General features: G+C 40.6%; 14 protein-coding genes. 4 read left to right on the forward strand and 10 right to left on the reverse strand.

The genetic code is table 11. The features are described from left to right. Positions 1 to 110: 110 nt before the first annotated feature. The 5 genes from L4C37_RS10325 to L4C37_RS10345 form a co-directional block, all read right to left on the reverse strand. The gene (locus L4C37_RS10325) at positions 111 to 1970 is read right to left on the reverse strand and encodes a bifunctional molybdopterin-guanine dinucleotide biosynthesis adaptor protein MobB/molybdopterin molybdotransferase MoeA (RefSeq protein ID WP_372264667.1); all 1860 of its coding nucleotides are present in this window, start codon (positions 1968 to 1970) and stop codon (positions 111 to 113) included. Then, complete coding sequence (mobA, locus tag L4C37_RS10330) at positions 1970 to 2554, reverse strand: molybdenum cofactor guanylyltransferase MobA (protein WP_429768506.1); 585 nt, start codon at positions 2552 to 2554, stop codon at positions 1970 to 1972. Before mobA ends, L4C37_RS10325 begins: the two co-directional genes overlap by 1 nt. Positions 2555 to 2651: 97 nt before the next feature. Then, the gene (locus L4C37_RS10335) at positions 2652 to 3401 is read right to left on the reverse strand and encodes an energy-coupling factor ABC transporter ATP-binding protein (protein ID WP_137373193.1); all 750 of its coding nucleotides are present in this window, start codon (positions 3399 to 3401) and stop codon (positions 2652 to 2654) included. A gap of 9 nt (positions 3402 to 3410) precedes the next feature. Continuing rightward, a complete protein-coding gene (locus L4C37_RS10340; protein WP_137373194.1) occupies positions 3411 to 4109 on the reverse strand; it encodes an ABC transporter permease in 699 nt (232 codons plus the stop codon). Positions 4110 to 4111: 2 nt separating this feature from the next. Then, positions 4112 to 4918 (reverse strand): ABC transporter substrate-binding protein, encoded by an 807-nt coding sequence (locus L4C37_RS10345; RefSeq protein WP_137373195.1) that lies wholly within the window; start codon positions 4916 to 4918, stop codon positions 4112 to 4114. Positions 4919 to 5231: 313 nt separating this feature from the next. Here L4C37_RS10345 and L4C37_RS10350 point away from each other — a divergent pair, with 313 nt between their 5' ends. From L4C37_RS10350 to L4C37_RS10360, 3 genes are all read left to right on the forward strand, one after another. Next, entirely contained in the window at positions 5232 to 6701 is a 1470-nt protein-coding gene (locus tag L4C37_RS10350) for a sigma-54-dependent transcriptional regulator (RefSeq protein ID WP_372264670.1), read from the forward strand. Then, positions 6691 to 8838 (forward strand): sensor histidine kinase, encoded by a 2148-nt coding sequence (locus tag L4C37_RS10355; RefSeq protein WP_429768507.1) that lies wholly within the window; start codon positions 6691 to 6693, stop codon positions 8836 to 8838. The genes L4C37_RS10350 and L4C37_RS10355 overlap by 11 nt, the downstream gene beginning before the upstream one ends. Before the next feature lie 200 nt (positions 8839 to 9038). Next, positions 9039 to 10658, forward strand: coding sequence for a methyl-accepting chemotaxis protein (locus L4C37_RS10360; RefSeq protein WP_273296798.1), 1620 nt, complete (start codon positions 9039 to 9041; stop codon positions 10656 to 10658). A gap of 81 nt (positions 10659 to 10739) precedes the next feature. Here L4C37_RS10360 and L4C37_RS10365 read toward each other — a convergent pair whose 3' ends face one another. From L4C37_RS10365 to L4C37_RS10375, 3 genes are read right to left on the reverse strand one after another with little or no spacing between them, the layout of a single operon-like run. Beyond that, entirely contained in the window at positions 10740 to 11675 is a 936-nt protein-coding gene (locus L4C37_RS10365; protein WP_429768508.1) for a LysR family transcriptional regulator, read from the reverse strand. Next, positions 11675 to 12568 carry a mechanosensitive ion channel family protein gene (locus L4C37_RS10370; protein WP_137373200.1) on the reverse strand — a complete coding sequence of 298 codons (894 nt, stop codon included), beginning with the start codon at positions 12566 to 12568 and terminating at the stop codon, positions 11675 to 11677. Before L4C37_RS10370 ends, L4C37_RS10365 begins: the two co-directional genes overlap by 1 nt. A gap of 1 nt (position 12569) precedes the next feature. Further along, positions 12570 to 14963, reverse strand: a complete 2394-nt coding sequence (locus tag L4C37_RS10375; RefSeq protein ID WP_429768509.1) for an ATP-binding protein — start codon at positions 14961 to 14963, stop codon at positions 12570 to 12572. Positions 14964 to 15253: 290 nt separating this feature from the next. Here L4C37_RS10375 and L4C37_RS10380 point away from each other — a divergent pair, with 290 nt between their 5' ends. After that, positions 15254 to 16837, forward strand: a complete 1584-nt coding sequence (locus L4C37_RS10380) for an ABC-F family ATPase (RefSeq protein WP_137373202.1) — start codon at positions 15254 to 15256, stop codon at positions 16835 to 16837. Positions 16838 to 17022: 185 nt separating this feature from the next. Here L4C37_RS10380 and L4C37_RS10385 read toward each other — a convergent pair whose 3' ends face one another. Beyond that, positions 17023 to 18927 (reverse strand): methyl-accepting chemotaxis protein, encoded by a 1905-nt coding sequence (locus L4C37_RS10385; RefSeq protein WP_429768510.1) that lies wholly within the window; start codon positions 18925 to 18927, stop codon positions 17023 to 17025. A gap of 241 nt (positions 18928 to 19168) precedes the next feature. Then, positions 19169 to 19999 (reverse strand): formate dehydrogenase accessory sulfurtransferase FdhD, encoded by an 831-nt coding sequence (gene fdhD / locus L4C37_RS10390; RefSeq protein ID WP_137373204.1) that lies wholly within the window; start codon positions 19997 to 19999, stop codon positions 19169 to 19171. Positions 20000 to 20266: the final 267 nt, after the last annotated feature.

Raw genomic sequence — 20266 nt, forward strand, 5'->3', positions numbered from 1 at the left:
TGATTGAACTTTAAACATGAAGTGATTCATACGAAAACGGAACCGTGTTTTATGGTTCCGTTTTTGTTGTTTGCTAGAAGTAATTAAAGTGTTATTGCCGATTTAATTGATTATATACGGCCTTGCAGAGGGATAATCGTTACTTTCTCGCCCACCTTGACGGTGTCTACCGACGGTGAAATTTCAATCAAGCAGTTGGCCTCGCTCATCGAACGCAAAATTCCAGAACCTTGTTTACCAGTAGTTTTCACTTCGAGTACACCTGATTCATTCATGGTAAAGAAACCACGGCTAAACTCAGTTCGCCCTTGTCTTGAACGTAATTGCTCTGTCGCAATAGCATTGGCTTTGACAGGAACCCAATCAAGCTGCCCTTGAAGTTTACGAATGGCAGGCTCTACAAAATTGATGAAAGAAACCATAACTGCTACTGGATTACCCGGTAAACCAAAGAATGGTTTATTTTCTATTTTCCCGTAAGCGAGTGGGCGACCTGGTCGCATGTTAATACGCCAGAAATTAATCTCACCTAGTTTGTCTAACGCAAGTTTGATGTAATCGGCATCACCAACAGAAACACCGCCAGAGGTCAGTACCATGTCGGTTTCTAGAGAAGCGCTGTGCAGAACTGCCATCATCTTCTGCTCATCATCTTCAATAATGCCGTAATCAACAATCTCACAGCCTAGCTTTTGTAGCATGCCCATAATGGTGTAACGGTTAGAATCGTAAATAGAGTTAGGCTGTTGAGCATTACCTGGATCTTGAACTTCGTCACCGGTAGAGAAAATACCTACTTTGACTTGTCTGCGAACCGAACATTCGCCAAAGCCAAGTGATGCCATCATTCCCATTTCTGGTGCTTCAATTCGAGTGCCAGCAGTGAAAACAGGTTGACCAATACTAAGGTCTTCGCCAGCCATCCGCACATTTTGTCCGTTAGATATTTTTGCTTCAGGGAAGCTTACTAGCCCATCTTTTTCAATAGCTTGCTCTCGCATTACAACAGTATCTGCACTTAAAGGAGTAGGTGCACCTGTCATAATTTTTACCGCTTGACCCGTTTGTAACTCTTCATCAAAGCTATGCCCAGCCATGACTTCTGCCACAATCGTATAGCTCTCACGATCTAAGTCGTCTCCACGAATAGCATAACCGTCCATTGCAGAATTGGTATGCTGTGGAACATTAATTGGTGAAACAATATCTGAAGCTAACACTCGACCATAAGCTTGATTAATCGCGACTTTCTCGGTGAGACTAACATTACTAATTGTCTCTAAAATCTTCTGCTGCCCTTGAGGGACACTAAGCCCAGCAGGAGAGAAAGAATCACAACAGACGATAGGTTCAGACGTCTTTTTTTCAGAGCAAGATTGAGTTTTGTTCGAGTCGTCATTCGGCTGAGTAAAGTTAGATGCATCAGCTTGAGAGTTTGTGTCAAATTTAAAATCAGCCGCGTATTGAATTACAAAGTCACGAATTGAATCGAGATCATTGATCGATATTTGGGGTAGGGGTGATTCCACATGTGTATCGGCTGCAATCGCAATGATGTTGTTATCATTTGGGTAAAGCCAAGGTTTGCCGACTTCATGTCGGTTAAGCTCAATTTTAGGAAAGGCAATATTCTTACAGCCTTCAACTAAGATAAGGTCAAGTTTAGCGCTATCAAAGCGTGTAAGTAGGTAATCAAACTCAGCTTCCGCTTCCGGTGTTTCTGTCATTAGAACATGACGGTTACGCGAAGCAATCAACATTTGGTTTGCACCGGCTTTACGAAGGCGATAACTGTCTTTGCCTGGCTTATCAACATCAAAATCATGGTGGGCATGTTTTAAAACGCCCACTTTCAAACCAGCTTGGGTCAATAAAGGCAATAAAGCTTCAAGCAGTGTTGTTTTTCCTGTGCCACTGTAGGCAGCAAAACCAAGCAGAGGTAGGTTAGGACGTTGTTTTGAATCATTCATTATTGGAGAGTTCCAAAGTGTTGTAGTTCTTCTGGCGTATTAAGATTAACAAAGCAGTTTGGTGAATCACTAAAATCAACAAACTCAGTGACACAATCTTTATAAAGTAGAATGATCTTACGATCACCACGTTGAAGAAATGCTTCTAATTTAGGAAGTACGCGTTTATGGAATAATGTAAAGACAGGCTGCTTGAATTCACCATCATGGGCAACCAGAATGTCGCTGTCTTCTTTCACTTGTGAACAGAAACGTTCCACTAAATCACCGTTAATTTGTGGACTATCACAAGGTACGAAACCGACCCAATCGGTGTTCGCAGCTTGTAACCCTGCATGAATACCGCCAAGTGGACCTGGGTAATCTGGGAATGAATCTGAGACGACTGCAGCAAACTCTTGGTAGCGTTCAATATTGCGATTAGCATTAATCACAATGGAATCTGTCTGCGTGGATAGTTTGTCGATGACGTATTGAACGAGTGGTCGCCCGTTTAACTCAACAAGGCCTTTATCTTTTCCACCCATGCGGCTAGCTTGACCGCCCGCTAAAATAACCCAACTCGTTTGTGTGGGAAGCAACATAAAGATTCTCTTGTGCTTGTTTGAGTTAACGCTATTTTCTAATAGCTTAATTATGATCGTGAACGGCAATTCCAAGCATGATCATTTTTATATAAATTTACACTGCTCGGAATGTTGTACTTGCATTAATACTAGACCGTTCTGAATTGGCTGATCCTAACATAGAAGAAGGCTCAGACACGACTTGCAATAACGGGGATTCAGTCAAGGTATTGTCCTTGATCCACCATTGTTTCTTACATAAATCGGTCAGAGCATTAGCTTGGTGGCTGGTTATCACTAAGCTTGCTCCTCTCTGTAACAGATCCTTTGCCATAATGACCAATCGCTCAATCGATTCTTTATCCAAAGATGCACTTGGCTCATCCATTAATAGAATCGAAGGTTTTAGTATCCAAGCGCGAGCCATGGCAACACGTTGACGTTCGCCTCCTGATAATACTGAAATGTGTTCATCAGAAAGGGTTTCTAACCCTACCATTCTTAGCGCATTGATAATTTGCGCTCGCTTATCTTTTGGACTCTCTTTCGAGTAACGAATACCGTAACCAACATTCTGATAAACCGTTCCATCAAATAAGTAAGGAGTTTGGTGCAGGTAGATAACGTCTTTAAACTTCGCTTTTGGAAATAGAGCATGTCGCCATGTGGTGTTGGTTGTTGCTATTTTCCCGGATGAAGGTTTAGTCAATCCTGATAAGATTTTGAGCAGGGTGGTTTTACCAACGCCATTATCTCCTTTAAGGTAAATGGCGTCATTAGGACCAATAGTTAATTCAGGGATATGGAATAAAACACGCTCTTTATAGCGCATTGAAACTTGCTGCGTTGTTATTGTAATACTCATACAGCGTTCCTAAGTTCTTAGATAACCTTTTCCTCTCACACTGGAGAGAAAAAAGTTAAGAGCTAAAGCTAAAGCAAGCAGAACCATGCCTAATGCTACACCTTGTGCAAAAGCGCCTTTGTGGCTTTCCATCGCTATTGCTGTTGGAATATTCCGAGTCATACCCATGATGTTTCCGCCTACCATCATCGAACAGCCCACTTCTGTGACTATTCGAGAAAATGCTGCAATCACCGCCGCTAATAAAGGAAAGCGAGTTTCCCAAATTAGTGTGCTTGCCACACGAAACGTAGAAACGCCAAGCGTTCTGGCGGTTTCTACTGCTCGTCGATCGCTGGCTTGTAGAGCGCCATGCATCATAGAGACTAAAATTGGAAAACAAATCAGCATTTGCCCCAAAACCATCGCTTGTTGAGTGAAAAGCATTTGCCAATCACCCAAAGGTCCAGAGCGCGATAGCATCATGTACAATAACAACCCAATCACAACAGTTGGTATGGCTTGTAGAGTATTGATGATAGATAGCATTGCCCACTTTCCCGGAAAGTTGGTATAAGCCAATATGAATGCCATCACGATAGCTGGAATGATCACTAAAGAAATGGAAGAAAGTGACACGCTAAAAGACACGGCCACAATTTTCCAAAGTTCATGATCAAAGCTAACTAAAAGGTTCAGCGCATCAAGCGTGGTTTGCCATAAGGTCATACTTAGTCAGCACTTGCCGTAAATAACTGCTTCCCATGCAGTTTAAATTCGTTAATTAACTTTTGACCTTTAGGGTTCACTAACCAGTCGCTGAATACTTTTGCAGATTGGTAATTGATGGTTGGGTATCGCTCTGGGTTCACGAGAATCACTTGATATGGGTTGAACAGGTTTTTATCGCCTTGGAAAAGAACCGATAGCTCTAATTTGTTTTGGTAAGCAAGCCAAGTACCACGGTCTGTCATCGTGTAACCTTGCATTTCAGACGCCATGTTCAATGTCGGTCCCATACCTTGACCAACAGAACGGTAGCCACCGAAGTTCGGTTCCATTTTTGTTTGCGCCCAAATGCCCATTTCTTTTTTATGAGTGCCAGAATCGTCACCACGGGAAACGAACATTGCATTGTTATTTGCGATGGATTTGAATACTTCAGCTACAGATTGCTGTGAGTGGATCTTAGCTGGATCAGCTTGTGGACCAACGATAACAAAATCGTTATACATAAGCTTACGCGGGAGTACGCCATAGCCTTTTTCTACAAAGTTAGCTTCAGCTTTAGGAGCATGAGTCATAACTAAATCAACATCACCGTTTTGTCCCATGCGTAGAGATTTTCCCGTACCCGCTGCGATGACATCCACTTTAATACCTGAATCTTTTTCAAATTCCGGCAGTAAGAAATCTAGAAGACCAGAGTGATAAGTACTGGTGGTGGTAGCAAGTTTGATGTGCTGAGCGTCTTCTGCGCTGGTTGCGGTATAGCTAACGATAGATAGCGCGGCAATAGTAAGGGGGAGTGCTTTCATTATTGTGTCCATTTAATGCTAGAAACTGACGATATAAAACAAGATGACTATAACCTTAACTTCTACAGGGTTATGTGCGATATCTTGTGCTTTGTAATTTTTATAAAAATAATCAATCGCATGTACTGATTTATCTCTAATAAGCAATCTTGATGCCATAAGTAAACTACTGACAAGCTGTGTAAATTAGCCTCTATTGGGGTAATTATGTCGAGTAAATCATGACATAGGACAAAATGTCGCATATTGAACCTGTTGTACTTAATTTTAGTTGGTACACTCTGTCCCATTCTAAGTTAACAGCGTATTCATCATGTCTCCTCAACATCAGAAAGCTCCTCATTCAATTTCAAATCCTCAAAACTTTTCTCAGTACCAAGCATTCTCTGTTTTGGTGGTTGATGATGAAGTCGGGATGCAAACCATTCTGAAAAAGGCTTTAGGTAAGTTCTTTGGCAGAGTGGAAAGTGCAGGTTCAGTAGAAGATGCAGAAGAATTACGATGTAAAGAACATTTCGATCTGATCGTGTTAGATATCAATCTGCCTGGGCGCTCTGGTATTGAATGGGAAGAAGCATTTAATGACTCGGATAAGCGTGCAGACGTTATTTTTATGACGGGATATGCGGACTTGGAAATGACGATTTCAGCTTTGAAGCTAGGAGCATCTGATTTCATTCTAAAACCATTCAATCTAGAACAAATGATTCAAGCGGTTTTACGCTGTATGGATAAGCGTTTAGAGCAAAGAATGCAATATGCCCTAAAGCGAGATGTAAGTAGGCACATTACTACCGAGATCATTGGTAGCTCTGACAAAACCAAACAACTGAAACAGTTGATTACTCAATTTGCTCCTTCAAGAGCATCCGTTTTGATTGAAGGTGATTCCGGTACTGGTAAGGAACTTGTTGCGCGAGGCGTACATGAAGCCAGTAAGCGATCAGGACCATTTGTACCAATCAATTGTGGAGCGATTGCCCCTGAACTTCTCGAAAGCGAGCTTTTTGGTCATACATCTGGGGCATTTACTGGAGCGAAGAAGAATCGGGAAGGTTTGTTTAGAGTCGCAAGCGGCGGTACTTTATTTTTAGATGAAATAGGAGAAATGCCGTTAGCGATGCAAGCTGCCCTGTTAAGAGTTTTGGAGCAAAGAACGATTCGACCGGTTGGCAGTGAAAAAGAAATTTCTGTGGATGTAAGAGTGGTTGCGGCGACAAACCGAAACCTGCAAGAAGAAGTGACGCAAGGTAATTTTAGGCGCGATCTTTTCTACCGCCTGAATGTACTAAAAATTGATGTTTCACCACTGAAAGAAAGAACGTCTGATTTACTTGAATTAGTGCCGTATTTTACTCGCATGCTTTCCGCAGAATTGGCAATGCCAGAACCCAACTGGGCGCATGAAGATATTTTAGCCATGAATGAATACGATTGGCCAGGCAATATTCGTGAACTGAAAAACCTCATTGAAAGGTGTATCTTATTAGGTAAACCACCTGCTCATTATTGGAGAGAAATTAATGGGGAATCGACTCCGACACACGTTTCAGTGACGGTGTCACATGGTGCGGAGTTGCCTAATATGACGAACCAAGACAGTGTGGAAGGTTACCCGAATGATTGGACTTTGAAAGAAGTGGAAAAAGCACATATCGAGCAGTTAGTCAGCCACCACGATGGCAATAAATCAGCAGCGGCACGTGAACTCGGTGTTGCTCGTAAAACATTAGAACGCAAATACAAAGAATGGCAACTTGAAGGCTCTGAATATGCCGACTAGCTTGAAATTGTTTCGTCTTACTAGTTTAGGTAAGTGGAAGTTTAGATTTAAAACCATGGTGCGTTATCGCCTTTTGTTTCTAACTTCTGCACCTATCATCTTAACGTTATGTGCATTAGTCGCGATAACTCTGTATTGGTCGGTTCATTATACTTGGCAAGGGGCGCTGGTTGATGTGTCTGAACGGCTTGATGTCGCGGATAACAGTATCCATCTGATACAAAAGCAACAAGCATACAATGTAAAGTCATTCGCAGAGTCCTATGACTTTCGAACTAACTTGAATGAACTTTTAAGCTCAAGCGAAGTGAGGTCAGTTGAAGTAAGTGCCAGTAAACTCAATTCAACAATATCAACCCGCATAGGAACAATAGAAGGCAACACAAATGCTGAAGCCTCAAAATCTGAGGAATTTGCTCAATGGGTATCAGAGAACAAGTCACGATACGAACTGGATTTTCTAGATTGGAAAACCGTTAAAACTGTTGAAGACAAATGGAAGTATCTTGATCTAACTCGTAAAGAGTCGTTCTTTGACGTATTAGGTGAAGATGAACTTGATGGCTTAGATGTTGATCTGGCAAAACGTGCTGAAGTGCCCTTATTGAATGGAGATAGCATAGAAAAAAGAGGGCTTGTTAGCCGCACTGTGCTTCCAATTAAAAATGAACATGACGATATTATAGGGTTTCTTGATGGTGGAATTTTATTAAATAACAGTACCGGTTTAGTCGACCAAATTCGTAACTTAATTTACCCAGTAAGTGAAGGTTCTATTAGACGAACGGGAACTGTAACCGTTTTTCTTGATGACTTACGCGTAAGCACCAATGTTCCATTAAATAGCGATGATAAAGCTGGTCGGGCAATTGGTACTCGAGTTTCCCATGATGTTCATAGCAAAGTCTTGAATCGCGGTGAAGAGTGGCTTGATAGAGCTTATGTTTATGATGCTTGGTATATCACGGCTTACCAACCCATCCTTGACCAATACAATAATGTTATTGGCATGCTGTATACGGGATATTTGATCTGGCCTTTGATCGAAACCTACTTGACCAACTTAGGTGAGATAAGTATTACGATCATTATGCTACTGCTGGTGTCTGGTTTAATTGTTTATCGCGGTGCGCGTGACCTTTTTAATCCAATAGAGCGCATTCATAAAGTCGTCAAATTAGTTCATATGGGTCAAGAAAAACGAATTGGCGCACTAGGTTTGGATGATCAACATGAACTGACTCAACTGGCTAAACAGTTCGATAAGATGTTGGATCAGCTATATCAACGTAACCAGGAAATTCAGCAAGCTGCCATTCAGCTTGAATGTAAAGTTAACGCGAGAACTGCAAGCCTAAAAGAAAAAACAGAGCAGTTAGAGCACCATATTACGTTGTTGAATCAAGCTAGAGATACGCTGGTGGTTAATGAGCGCTTAGCTGCTTTAGGGGAATTAACCGCAGGAATTGCTCATGAGATAAATAACCCAACCGCAGTTATTTTGGGCAATGTAGAATTAATGAAGTTTGAGCTAGGGAGTGACACTAACCGAGTTGATGAAGAAATCACCGCTATAATGGAGCAGATTGATCGTATCAGGAACATTACACGAAGCTTATTACAATACAGTAGACATGGCGGAGTACAGGACGAAGTGACTTGGCAGCACATTAACCCAATTGTTGATGAGAGCATCACTCTAGTAAAAACCGGAGCGAAAAAGAAAGGAATTACTTATGTCTCCGATCTAAAAGCGAAAACTTCGGTGGAAATTAACCGTAACCAACTTCTTCAAATCTTAGTGAACCTTCAAATGAATGCGATTCATGCAATGGATGGGCAAGGGGCTCTAACTGTCTCCAGTGAAGACTGGATCGAAAGTGGTATCGCATGTGGTGCGATTATTCATGTAGAAGATCAAGGCTGCGGGATCAAACCTGATCAATTAAAGAGAATCTTCTCTCCGTTCTTTACGACAAAACGCGATGGTACTGGTCTTGGGTTGTCTGTTTCTCAAAGTATTCTCAGCCAAACAGGTGGTGAAATCAAAGTAGAGTCTAAAGTCGGTAAAGGGAGCCGGTTTAGTGTATATCTACCGAAAAAGTCCGAACCGCAACTGTTAGTCTCTAATTTATGAGTAATTAATAAAATTAAATAATGGTCAGGATTTAAAGGTAAGCTTTGCAATCTAAGTTTTCACGCGCTTAGGTTGACGAGCTTATCTTTTTACTTATGTAACGCTATGTATATTTTCAAATCATGATTCATATCATCTGAGTTTTATAATTTTTTGTTAGATTGATTCCAAATTATAACTAAATATGAATGACGTCAGACATGAAATTAAGCAACCTTTCTATTAAATCCAAATTACAGTCCATTGTTTTTTTATCCGTTATCCTACTTGTCGCAGCGTGTGCTTATAACCTTTTTGTCCAACGAGCTTCTTCTCTAGAAGAGAGAGAAAGTAAATTGAGTGCTCAAGTTGAAGCCGCTGTCAGTTTAGCCCAGCATTACTATGCTCAACGTGATCTAATGGGTAAAGAAGCCGCTCAACAACAGGCTCTCCAAGCTATCAAATCAATTCGTTATGACAGTTCAAACTACTTTTGGATTCTTAATCAAGAGCTAAAAGTGGTTATGCACCCTTTGAAGCCTGAATTAAATGGTAAGAATGCAAATAACTTTAAAGACGGTGCGGGTAAATTTCATTGGCGTGAGATGGTTACCATAGCGAAGACTCCTGAACAAAAAGGTTTTCTTACTTACCAATGGAAAAGTCCTGAAGGTGATCTAAAAGATAAAATATCTTATGTGCAGTTGTTTCCTGAATGGAACTGGATCATTGGGTCTGGAATTTTAGTGGCTGATATCCAAGAATCTTTTTACGCCTTAGCTATTAAAGAAGCTTTAGTTGCTACTTTTTTTGTTGGATTGTTAGTGGCAATGGGCTATGTCGTGTCACATAACATTCTTATCCCATTAAATCGGTTAATCGAAAATACTCATAAAATCGCTGAAGGTGACCTGCGTGTGCGTATGAAGATGTCACGTAAAGACGAGCTCGGTGACATGAGTAATCAAATTGATAAGATGCTGGATAAGCTTCAAGGGACACTACGCACTGCAAACGAATCTGCCATTCAATCGAGCTCTATGGCAAGTAATATTGCCCAAGCGAGTGAAGAAGCTGCCACTAGCGTTAATTCTCAGCATGCACAACTAGAGTTACTATCTACGGCAATGACTGAAATGAGTGCGACTATTTCAGATGTAGCTAACAATGCAGAAAACACCGCGGATAGTACGAACCGAGTTGTGGAACATGCTCAACGTAATGACCAAAACATGCGTGTGACTTCAGAAACGATTTCCCATGTTTCTGAAAATATTTCAACCGCTAATGAGTTGGTTCAAGACCTCCAATCAGGCGTCGCAGAAATTAGCCAAGTTGTCGGTGTTATCCGAGAGGTCTCAGAACAGACAAACCTTCTGGCGCTGAATGCAGCGATTGAGGCGGCGAGAGCGGGTGAACAAGGGCGAGGCTTTGCTGTTGTTGCTGATGAGGTTCGTAACCTTGCGAGCCGAACGCAAAATTCTACCAGTGAAGTTCAACATACTATTGAGAAGTTAACTACACAGGCTGAACGTACATACAGCGCGATGCAAAGTAGTAATGAAAAAGTAGATCAAAGTGTTGAGGTGTCAGACAAAACTCGTCAGCAATTGGATCTAATTGTCGATGAGTTAAATAACGCTAATGACATGGTGTCACAAATTGCGGCTGCATCAGAACAACAAAGCGCAGTGGCAACAGAAATGAACCAAAACGTTACTGGTATTCATCTTGCGGCCAATGAAGTATTACAAGCTTCTCAGTCTCTTGCTGAAGACAGTCAGCAAATGGCAAACACAACTGAACACCTTGCTGATCAATTGAAGTACTTTAAAGTGTAATATCTAGTTTAGTTAACACATATAAAAAACACTCTGTTTAGCAGAGTGTTTTTTTGTATATGGCACTTGATATAATTGCCCTTATTCAGGGTCTTGAGATGCAGACGACTGCCCAATAATGAGTTCTCGTAACCATTTATGGCTTGGATCATTATCAAAGTGTTTATGCCATAGTAAGGCGCAGCCGCCGTCTTTAAGCTCTAAAGGTAATTTTTTAGCGATAAGTTCATCACTAGCCTGGAAAGCGCTTACTGATGATGAAGGGCAACACATAAACAAATCACTTTTGCCGCACAGTTTCATTGCGCTGTTTATGTCAGACATATTTACAGCAGTGTTAACCTTTTTATGATCTAAGGAAAGCACTTCGTTTAATAACCAACGATCCATTCCGCCAATTTTTAATTCTATATGTCGGTAGCGTAAGAAGGTGTCTAAGTTCCATTCTTCTTTTAATGCAGGGTGATCCTTACGCATTAAGCACCGGGAACTGTCTTTTGTAAGTTCCACATAATTTAATTCATTCGGAATGTTCAGATAGTGTTTCTCACTTCGATTATCCCATTCGAAAATCCCTAAACCAAAATCAACCTCACGTCTTAATAGTCGATTAATACTATTGTCGCTCCAAAGTTGATTATGCACGGTAATACTCGGTGCTTGTTCAATAAGTGATGGCATAAAATCTAGAAATATTGAAGAGTAAGCGGTTTCACATAAATCAAACTGGAAAGTTCGTTTACTGTGCTTAGGCTCGAAGTCTAACGGAATAGACAATTGATCCAATTGCTTAAGAATTTCAAAGATTTTTGGTGCAAGTGATAACGCTTTCGGTGTTGGGTTTAAATGAGTAGCTTGTCTTTCAAACAATGGATCATCAAATGTCTCCCTTAGTTTAGCCAGTTGCTTGCTCACTGCAGAAGGACTTTTATACAAACGCTCTGCCGCAGCGGTTACGCTTTGCTCTTCAAGTAACACTGCCATTACACGTAATAAATTGGCATCAAAGTTCTTCATTAACTGGCACTCACGGCTATTTTGGGTGGAATGATATTGTGTTTTTTGAACTCTTTCATCACTCGTAATGTGATGTCAGTTTCGAATAGTTTTTCATAAGCAGTGTCTACTACATAAGCTTTGCATGTTAGCTGAATGGCTAAGTAATTATCAGTAATGGTTTGTTTTACCAATACAGTAACAGGTTTGGGTAAGTGTATGTAACGGCTAGAAGAAGCGGCTTCTTGAATTAAATCCCGAGCTAGAGTGATGTCTTCATTCATCCCTACATAAAATGGAATGACCACTTGCATGTCTAAGGCACCATAGTTACCGCTGGTGGTCACTTCATTTAGGAATTTGTTGTTTGGAATAGTAATGATGTCATCATTTAATGTTCTCATTCTTACTGAACGCAAGCCAATCGTGATGATGTCGCCGTAGTTACCTTCAAATGTTACTCGGTCGCCGACTTGGAAAGGCCTATCAATCATGACGGTCAAACCGGCAATGAATGAAGCGGCGAGATCTTTGAGAGCGAAACCGACGGAAACGGCTAAGGTGCCACCAATAAGCGCAAGGATTTGATCGTTAATCCGAAAACTCATCATAAAGACCACAAGTCCAGCCGTCATATAGATAAAGAATTGTAGGAATGATTGAACTTTTTGCAGCATCATCCGGTACTGAGCGAATTGACGACCAACGCTTTTAACCATTGAATCCATAAATTTAATTAAGATCCAAGTAGCTCCAATAACAAGCACTGAAAGCAATACTCCACTCCAACGAATTAGGCTCGCAAATTGCTGGATATTATCTGCATTGGTAATTTCTTCTGCTGCAGATGCATTAGCTATCAACAAGGAATTCGTTAGCAAGAAGAATGTGATTATGCTAATTAGTTTTTTCATTTTACTTCACCAATAAATGCTGGCGATCTAACACATTAGTAATGTGTCGGAACCAATGGTCGGAAATTTTTGCTCTGTCTTCTGTCCATTCAATGTATCCACGGCTTTGGAAATAGCGCAAAGTACCGGTCACTTCAGAAATAGTTAACTGAGTGCATTCAGATAATTCGTCAGGGGAGGCTATCTCTAATTGAACAATGGAACGTAAAACAGCAAGCATAGGTTTTGGCATCTTCTCGAGTTCTTCTGATTCAGGAGCATGGAACAAACGAACTAAAACTTGGTTTGTTTCTTTATTCCTATTTAGTGAAAATCGGAAAAACCTAAGAGCAACCGTTGGGTTTCCATCAGAGTAATGCCAGAGAATACGATAAAAACCTTGTTTCGCTCTTTCTTCTTCTGTGATGTCTTCTTGGTCCCATTGTTTAGGAACGACTAAGCCATCAAAGCTGATAGCGTGTTCGTCATTTTGATTAATCCGGCTGTTGAGTAAATCTTGTACTTGAGCTTCATTCCACTTAGGTAAAAATGACACCCAGTCAAACAGTAGCCTTTCACCTCTCGCTCGGTCTACAAATCGCCAACTGGACTTTTCAATGGCTATCACCGCGCGATGATTCTTTTTAGAACGACGTATTAGGTTGGTTAAACGAATAAGTGCGGATAATCCGCCTACCATTGGTTTGACGAGTCTTTGACCGTTGTCGACTGCAATAAGGTAGGTGGTTTGGCTGCTTCTTAAATGTGCCAGTACTTGTATCTCAGTGGTGTCTTCTTCTAACCCAATACTTACAGCAAAGTGAGCGAGTAGTTCATTGTAACCAGAGTGAGGGCAATTCAAATAAACAGGCTCTGCATTTTTAACTTTAAACAGCATTTGCTTTAAGAAGGTCGTGGTTCCAACGCCTCGTTCTCCGGATAAAACACACAGTGCTGGTGAATCTGTTAACAGATACTTGGAAAGCTGCTTCAGCTCTGCTTCGGCGTAGTTGATTAATTCACTATCGTGCGTCCCAGGAAGAACATAATCAAAGGCAGCGTCTCCTTTTACACGAGCTAGTTGATGATTGTCTGCAGAGTTACTTTTCTGTTTTGCGACCTCAATCTTGAATAAATACGCGAGTGCTTGGCTGAAAAAAGTGAAGTTGGACAAATTTGAGATGAGTCGGTGTTTAAGGATATGAGTCACGACCCAACAAGCGGCAATCGCGGTTGCGATGATGCTCAAAATAGGCACATCTTTCTTACTGATAGTCCACTGAACCCATAAAGGTCGTTCAGGGATATTCATGACGGATTCGAATACTTTCTTCCGCCAAATCCTGAGAGCTGAAATGGTGACAAGCACAAACCAAAAGAATAGAGCGCTGTAGATCCAGTAATAAATCGTCCCTTTGCCTAAAGTTCGCATCGATATTTGTAAAATCACACCCGCGATAATAGCGCTCCATATGTAACGCCTGATGGTAGATAGGCGTAATGCTATGGTCTCTTTACTTGAAGAACGGCTATTGCGATAAGCAAACTCAAGTATGAATGAAATAGCAATAGACCCGCCTAACACCCACCAGGTGAATATTTCTAGGAATATAAGGTGTTGTAAGCTTGGTATTCCAGATAAGACCCTTAAAGACAAAGTGATCGCGATTAACCAAGCAAGGGCTTTGTGAGCACGACTCAAATACCAAATGACTCTAATGAATATTGATGGCTTCGGGTTAGAGTCTAAAACGGATTCTTTGAAGAGCAGGATGATTTTTTGACTATTGGCTAACCACCACGTTAATGCAAGGTAGATGAAGAAGACTTTTGTTGCAGCCCAAATTACAGGAATAGGGGAAATGAAAAGGTCATCGACAAGAGACTTAAAACTACGTAACTGGAAATATAACCAGTATTCTGCGTTTAGCGTGGTTAATGTCAATTCTTGCTTAAATTGTGTTACCCCGTAAGGACCAAACCCTGTCGATTTATTTCGGGTGGGACTATCTGCTAACTCTAAAAGTCGCTGTTTACTCTTGTTAATACTATTCAGTGTTAAATAACTGGATTGAACCTCAAACCAAGCTTCTTCTCGTTTCTCTGCTTTCAGCAATTTCTCTTCTGCATCACTGGTGACAAAAGTAGATAAGTGATCGGCAAAAATATTGATTTGATTACGCTGTTCGTTTTCTACTGCACTAAGAAGTTGAGAGACCTTTCTTTGGTCACTTTGATTCATGAATAATGGGTCAGGAATAGTGCTGACTGCGTTATGTATATTAATGGCTGACTCGTTAACTTTTGGCACTACTTCTTGTTCATACTGCCAGCCAGTTGCATGGATACCGAAAGAAGCCATAACGACGCCAAGAAATATCATGTTTCGAAGCCATAATTGGAGAATTAAAGACATACACATCACTTATAACATCCTGATTAGATTGACTTAGTGTAGTTTGTTTATTGGTATTAATCCTTACAAATCGTACATTGTATTAACAAGCCAGGTTTGAGTGCTGCTTTATGCATCAATATGAGTGGTGTTTCTATAAATGTAATCTAAAGTTAACTGTGACAAGCTTCAAACTAATATAGCCTGGTTATTCGCGGAAACTATTCGGCTTTATATCGCAATCAATGCTTGAAGTTAGGGCTCTGAACAAGTAACGTTGCGACGTTTTTGACATTATTAAGGTAAAGGCATTGATCTCCACAGCAAACATCACTCAACAATTCGGCGCTAAGCCACTTTTCGAAAATATTTCAGTTAAGTTCGGTGAAGGTAACCGCTACGGTTTAATCGGCGCGAATGGCTGTGGTAAATCGACGTTCATGAAGATCCTATCTGGTGAACTTGAGCCAAGTGCTGGTAACGTTAGCTACGATCCAAACGAGCGCGTAGCTAAACTAAACCAAGACCAATTTGCTTACGAAGAATTCACAGTAATCGACACTGTTATCATGGGTCACAAAGAACTTTGGGAAATCAAAGTAGAGCGTGACCGTATTTACTCATTAGCAGAAATGAGTGAAGAAGATGGTATGAAAGTAGCTGACCTTGAAGTTCAGTTTGCTGAAATGGATGGTTACATGGCTGAAGCAAAAGCTGGCGAACTGCTTCTTGCTGTTGGTATTCCTGAAGAGCAACACTTCGGTCTAATGAGCGAAGTAGCTCCTGGTTGGAAACTTCGTGTTCTTTTATCTCAAGTACTGTTTGCAGACCCGCATATCATGCTTCTTGACGAACCAACGAACAACCTGGATATGGACACGATCAAGTGGTTGGAAGATACGTTAAACCAACGTAACTGCACAATGATCATCATTTCGCATGACCGTCACTTCCTTAACTCTGTTTGTACGCATATGGCTGACCTTGATTACGGCGAACTTCGTCTATTCCCAGGTAACTACGATGAGTACATGACTGCTGCGACACAAGCTCGTGAACGTCTGCTGTCTGATAACGCTAAGAAGAAAGCACAAATTGCTGAACTTCAAACGTTCGTTTCTCGTTTCTCTGCTAACGCATCTAAAGCGAAACAAGCGACGTCTCGTGCTAAACAGATCGACAAAATTCAACTAGATGAAGTTAAAGCATCTAGCCGTCAAAACCCATTCATCCGTTTTGAACAGTCTAAAGAACTATTCCGTAACGCACTTGTAGTTGAAAACCTAGCTCAAGGTTTTGAAGAAGACCTATACAACAAGTTCGATGCGATTTTCGAAGTAGGTGAGCGTGTTGCTATCATCGGCGAAAACGGTGTAGGTAAAACAACGCTACTTAATACTCTTGCGGGTGCTCTAGAAACTCGTGAAGGTGAGTACAAGTGGTCTGAAAACTCAAATATCGGTTACTACGCTCAAGATCACGCGCACGACTTTGAAGAAGATCTGAACCTGTTTGATTGGATGAGCCAGTGGCGCCAAGAAGGTGAAGATGAGCAAGTGGTTCGTGGCTTCCTAGGTCGTATGCTGTTTGGTCAAGATGACATTAAGAAATCTGTAAAAGTCATTTCTGGTGGTGAGCAAGGTCGTATGCTTCTTGGTAAGATCATGATGCACAAACCAAACATCCTTCTTATGGATGAGCCAACAAACCACATGGATATGGAATCTATCGAAGCGCTTAACTTGGCTCTTGAAAACTACAAAGGCACATTGTTCTTCGTATCTCACGACCGTGTATTCGTAGACTCACTAGCGACTCGTATCCTTGAAATCAAAGACGGTAAGATCAACGACTTCCGTGGTACATACGCAGAGCTTCTTAAAACTCGCGCTTAACTTTAGTTAGTCGTAGCCTTTTACTTTCGGCATGAATGTAAGTTACGAATAAATGAAAGGCTCCTAATGGAGCCTTTTTTGTTTCTTGTCCTGTATTTTCTTATTTCTAGTTTATAGATACCAGGAATGAACAGAAGCTGTACTTGAACTGAACGAGTACTTACTTGAAAGTGATTTGCTCTGAATCAGTACTTGAACTGAGCGACGACTTTTTCTAGTTTACTGCTCACATTAAGTATTTCTCGGCTGCTATTTCCTGCAAGTTGAACAGTATCTGCAGTACTACTCGCTAAGTCGGCTATTTGGGTGATATTACGGTCAATATCCGCAGATACCATAGATTGCTCTTCAGACGCTGTTGCAATCTGTGCGTTCATATCAAAGACTTCAGAAATCTGGTCAACAATTTGTTGAATGGAATGAACCGCCAGTTCCGTTTTCTGATTCGTGGTATTCACTTGATCTAAACTGTTCTGCATTGTCACTACGGTCTTTTCAACACCGTTAGCAAGCCCATTAATTGTATCTTCAATTTGCTGAGTTGATTGATTGGTCTTTTGCGATAACTGCCTAACTTCATCTGCAACCACAGCAAATCCACGTCCATTTTCACCTGCTCTTGCGGCTTCTATGGCTGCATTTAATGCGAGCAGGTTAGTTTGTTCTGCGATACCCGTTATGGTCGACATCACGGTACGAATTTCTTGGCTGTGCGTTGCAAGTTCATTAACTAAATGGCGTGATTCAGAAATATTGTCTGTTAATGAGTGAATACTAGTGCTGGCTTCATTAGTCACGAGCATACTTTTTTCGGCTTCTTGCTTAACACGTAATGCTGTGTCTGCTGCACTTTCAATATTCGCGGTGATTTCATTGCTGGTCATGACCAGTTCATTTACTGCGGTTGCTACAGATTCAGATTCTATTTTTTGTTGTTCCGAATTCTTTATGCTTTTATTTACTGCTTGCTCAGCGGTATTGGCGCAAGTAGATAGCGTTGTCATTACCTCGGCAACTTCGGTAATGTTTTGGTGAAGCTTGCTAATGAATAAATCGAAAGAGTTAGCAAGTTGAGCCAGTTCATCACTGCCTTTTGCATTCATCCGAACGGTCAAATCACCATTGCCTTCTGAAATGTCTTTCATCAGATCTGTTATTTGGCTAATACGACGCGTAATACTTTTCCCTATGATTAATAGCATGCCTGAAACAATGGCTGCGATGATGAAGCCAAATAGTTGAAGTTGCAGTGTCACTTTATTGCTGGCTTCTATATAAACGGTGTGAATATCTTTCTGTAGGTTGAGAATGGAGTCTTCCATTTTATGAACTGTATTACGTAGATCGCCTTGTAAACCTTTATCAGGATTAAAACCATAAGTCGTATAAGACTGGATTAAATGATTAAGAGAGCTTTTATATGCTTCAAAATCTGCTTGAAGAGCGGAAGTATCTTGAAGATCAACGTTATTACGAGTCAGGTTATCCATTATCGATATTTTGCTAATCAATTGAGTATTGGTTAACTCATTTGGTGTTTGAGTGAAAGAATACACGCTATCGGCTAGTTGCGAAGAGGCAACAGAGAGAGACAAACTATCAAGCTCTTCAATTCTGTTATGGAATATAGTGCGTGTTTGTGTGACTTTTTGCTTAATACCTTGGCTTAAAGGATCACCTAGTTGAACGACATGTTGGGAAAGAACATGAAATTGGTCTTGATACTTGCTTAATTTATCCAGAACTAAGTCTAACTGAGGTTTTATCTGGTTGTTGTTGTCTGTTACTAGAGTACCAAGGGTATGAATACGCTGCTTTAAATTCAAATAAGTATCATCAAACCTTTGAACGTATTTGAGATCTTTACGGGCTAGGAAATCTTTCTCATGACGCCTTAAAGTCAGTAAATCAATTTCGCTGCTTAGATTCTGATGCTCCGCTTGTTGTAAACGATCAAGCTGTAAGAAACTGTAGTGTTCGAAAGTAGCGTAGCTGAGAATACCTAATAGAAGAAATGCAGTGATCAAAGTAAGCTGCATTCGTATAGAGAGAGTATGTAAGAAACTGATAAAGCCTGGTGACCTATCCATAGGCACCTCCATGGTAAACGTGACGTTGGTTTACCGCTGAATTGTTATGTTTTTATTTCAATTTTATGACAGCGGATATTAAACTAATAGCACTTAATATCCGCAATTCAAGTTATAAACGAGGCTATTTAAAGATGATAAATAACTTAAAAACGTAGATTTATAATAATAATTTACGCTTATATTTATTGTTTAATTCACCTTTATTTTTAATTAATGTGGCAGGGTATAGACCATATTATTATCCAGCTTCTGAGCCTTTTACATCAAACGTCATTTTGCTTGCGCCGGTAAAGACTTGAAAACGTAGACCTTTAGCTCTAGCTATTGTCGTAATACCAAACTTTTGAGCTAAGTCTAATCCCATCTGAGTTACACCAGATCGAGACAGTAAAACAGGGATGCCCATCTGTGCGACTTTGATTACCATTTCTGATGTTAAGCGACCTGTTGTATAAAATATTTTATCAGCGCCATTCTCACCATTAAGCCACATTTCACCCGCTAAGGTATCGACAGCATTGTGGCGACCTACATCTTCAACAAATGATAATACTTGGTCACCTTTACATACCGCACAACCATGAACTGCACCTGCTTTTTTATAGGTGTCGTTGTAGTGAGTTAGAGCTTCAAGTGCAGTATAGATCTCAGATTGTTTAATCGGAGATTGTGGCACTTGGTAATTTTCTAATTGTTGCATCACGTTGCCATACATGGTGCCTTGCCCACAGCCAGAGGTAACGGTTTTCTTCTTGAGCGCTTTTTCTAATTGGCTTGTGTCTTCTTTGGTAATCACCGCTGCTGAGTTGGTTTCCCAGTCAATGATGATGGATTCCACAGCCTCTGGATCTGATAAGAAACTTTGATTTTTAAGGTACCCAAGTACAAGAGCTTCAGGGCGAGAACCTAATGTCATTAAAGTTACGATTTCTTTCCAGTTAAGCATTACGGTGAGGGGTCTCTCACAAGCAATTTGTTTCGTTAATCTTTCGCCGTACTCATCAAACACTTCCACTTCGATTGTCTGAAAAGGGTTTTCACTGGTTTTTATTATATTAGGTTTTGACACGTCGAGTGTTCCTTGTATTTCACGCCAACTGAATGAAAGTATCAGTTCCAATTAAGGTATTCATCATTTTGAATCAAATTAAAGCAAAACTTATTCCACTTATTATCTAGCGATATAGATAGAGGAGCTCACATCTTGATTAAAGTGTTATAGGTTTATAGATCTATGGCTTTAAGCTTAAGAACAAATGGCTCAGAAATTGCTTTATCACAGTAATAATAGATTTATAGCCCCATGGCTTATTGCTCCAATCAACTTTGTCTAATC

This window comes from Vibrio kagoshimensis (assembly GCF_050337535.1).
Lineage (GTDB): Bacteria > Pseudomonadota > Gammaproteobacteria > Enterobacterales > Vibrionaceae > Vibrio > Vibrio gallaecicus.